Here is a 2,618-nt window from a genome sequence, read left to right on the forward strand (position 1 = left end):
ACAACGTGCTTCGCGCACTCGCTGAGAAGAATAAATCAATTTTGCGACACTAGAAATACATCTTTCGTCACAGTGATGGATCAGCATTCAGCAAGAAAAGAGCTTTTAGAATGCGCTGCAAAGACAATGTTTGGGCGCAACCCTTGTAGGCGCCTAGCAAGCCCACCATTCGAGGTCGAAAGTTATTTGAATCAAAACATACAAGCAGCGGACTGGATTGCGACAATTGTTGGTCGATTAAAGGCATACGAAATTGCTCCAATTGAATACCGCGACTATGAGCACATCAACACTCTGTTCTCGGATCGCATTCGGGACTTGTCACGCTTCAGCATATTGGAAAAACGACCGCAAACCCAAAAACGGCCACGACCAACTGGACCTTTTGAAAGCTTAGCAGATTTTCGCGATTCGTTGAACTCTTGAAGTTACCCCCTCGGCACCCACCCAACAATCTGTCCAACTTTCATCGCCCCTGACTGACGCTTTAATTCCCGTCCGTTCTGCCATGCGATCATGGTTGGGATGCCTCTGATCCCCAGCTTGCCAGACACGCTTTGATGGGTCTGGGTATTCACCTTCACCAGACGCGCTTTGCCAGCGAGTTGGCCTGCGGCCTTGTCGAACTCTGGTCCCATCATTTTACACGGCCCGCACCACGGGGCCCAGAAATCCACGACCAGCGGCACGTCGTCCGTGGCGGAGGCTTTGGTGAGGATCGCGGGAGTGATCTCGACCGCCTTGGAGGGCATCAAAGGGGCCGCGCAGGAGCCGCATTTGGGGCCATCGCCCAGTTTATCAAACGGCACGCGGTTCACTTGTGCGCATTTCAGGCAGGTGAGTTTTTTGCCAGCCATTTTAGCCTCCGTTACATATTCTGAATTTCAGATATGTGCGCGCTACGCGGTTTCAAGACGGGAACAGCGCGAGCCAGATGCCTGCGAACATGAACATGCCGCCAAAGCTGACCCATGTGTGCCAGATTGAGTAACGAAATGGCAAGGATTTGCGTGCATAGAAGATCGTGCCGATGGCATAGCATGCGCTACCGGCCAGGATGAGTTTTGGTGTGATTGCGGGAACGTTCGTCAGATCGGGCAGGGCGAGCAAACCGATGGCACCAAGCGCGAGATAGGAGGCGGTGGACCATTTTGATTTGACTTGCGGGTTGGTGATCTTGTTCCAGATCGCCACGATAGCCAACGCCCAGCATAGGGCGAGAATGATGTAAGTGCGCATCGTGCCTGCTTGCACGAGCAGTGGCGTGAAGGTGCCTGTGATGCTCAGGTAGATCGCAGCGTGATCTATTCGGCGTAGCAGTATGCGGCGGCTGTGCCATGGAGCGAAGTGGTAAAAGCACGATGCCTGGTTCGATATCAGCGCGCAAAGAACGTAAATGATTGTCGCGCTGACAAGCGGGGCAGGCAGCGCTTGGCTCGCCCTGTAGATAAGGATCGTGCCTGCGATGCAAATTGCGGCTAGGCCAAATGTATGGACCGCCATATCTGCGCGGCGGTGTGAAAGGGTCGGACTTGGATACATGGGGAGGCGTGCCTTCAGGTTTGCCCGATCGATACGAAACGCGTTTGTTGGTGTCGAGGGACATTTGAAGTAACCATACGGCGCACTGAGCCGTGCGGCATTGCAATTTTCGGAATTTCTGGCAGATTGTTGCCAATTCCGAAACAAGGGGCATTCTTAATGATTTCGCGTCGCACATTCATTCAAACCAGCGCAGCAGGTATGCTGCTTCCGCAATTTGCGCAGGCTCAGGAGTATCAGGTACCTGAAGAGTTCAAGCCGCAGTATGTTCGCATCAAGAGCGACTATGCGCCGGGCCAGCTATTGATCTTGCCGCGCTCGCACTTCCTTTACTGGATCGAAGCGCCGAACAAAGCGATCCGCTATGGTGTCGGGGTTGGTAAGGCAGGGCTGGAATTTTCTGGCACAGCGACGATTGATGTAAAGAAAGAGTGGCCAACATGGCGTCCTACGGATGAGATGATTGAGCGCGAGCCCAAGAATTACGGTAAATATAAGGGCAATCTGGATGCGATGCCGGGGGGGCCAAGCAACCCGCTTGGTGCGCGCGCGCTTTATCTGTTCCAGAACGGCAAGGATACGTATTTCCGTATCCATGGCACGACACAGCCGCAATCAATCGGGCGTTCGGTGTCAAACGGATGCATTCGTATGATTAACAGCCATGTGACAGATCTTTATGAGCGCGTGCCAATCGGGACTGTTGTGACGGTTCTTTAAGTTCGGGCGAAAACCAAAAGGCGCGGCCCCCAATTGGGAGTTGCGCTTTTTTTAAGTGGTGAATAGCGGTCTAGGTGATGTGGCGCGCGCGCGCTCCGCGCTCGATTGCTGCAGCGTGCAGACGATCGATGTTCAGCTCGTAACGAATTTCTTCGAGAATGCGCAGCTCGCTTTCCTGTAAAGTGCCGTCCGCAGCAGCCACATCGCAAGACAGCGCATAACCTGTTTCAAACAACCGCTCTGGCAGGTTGTCACGCACAAGACCAAAGAGCGCGTCCAGCCCGTCTTCCTGCTCGAACAGATCAAAAACAGTCTGCGCCATCGTGTTCATGCGATCAATGTCATAGGACGCAAAT

The 2,618-nt window shown here is 53.5% G+C and carries 5 protein-coding genes; 2 read left to right on the forward strand and 3 right to left on the reverse strand.

Translation table 11 applies throughout. From position 1 onward, the window contains the following. A partial coding sequence (locus WBC85_RS15360; protein WP_424439212.1) for a DUF3800 domain-containing protein occupies positions 1 to 426 on the forward strand: 426 nt, incomplete at its 5' end. A gap of 2 nt (positions 427 to 428) precedes the next feature. On the opposite strand, the gene trxC is transcribed toward WBC85_RS15360, so the two are convergent. Further along, positions 429 to 857 carry a thioredoxin TrxC gene (trxC, locus tag WBC85_RS15365; protein ID WP_424439215.1) on the reverse strand — a complete coding sequence of 143 codons (429 nt, stop codon included), beginning with the start codon at positions 855 to 857 and terminating at the stop codon, positions 429 to 431. Between the two features lie 52 nt (positions 858 to 909). Beyond that, a complete protein-coding gene (gene trhA, locus WBC85_RS15370) occupies positions 910 to 1,542 on the reverse strand; it encodes a PAQR family membrane homeostasis protein TrhA (protein WP_424439218.1) in 633 nt (210 codons plus the stop codon). A 159-nt stretch (positions 1,543 to 1,701) separates the two neighbouring features. Between trhA and WBC85_RS15375 the strand changes: the two genes are divergently transcribed. Beyond that, on the forward strand, positions 1,702 to 2,262 hold the full coding sequence (locus WBC85_RS15375) for a L,D-transpeptidase (RefSeq protein ID WP_424439221.1): 561 nt from the start codon (positions 1,702 to 1,704) through the stop codon (positions 2,260 to 2,262). A 70-nt stretch (positions 2,263 to 2,332) separates the two neighbouring features. Here the strand turns inward: WBC85_RS15375 and WBC85_RS15380 are convergent. Beyond that, positions 2,333 to 2,618 (reverse strand): tellurite resistance TerB family protein (locus WBC85_RS15380; protein ID WP_424439224.1); only part of this gene is annotated, 286 nt, incomplete at its 5' end.

Source organism: Planktotalea sp., assembly GCF_049680325.1.
Lineage (GTDB): Bacteria > Pseudomonadota > Alphaproteobacteria > Rhodobacterales > Rhodobacteraceae > Planktotalea.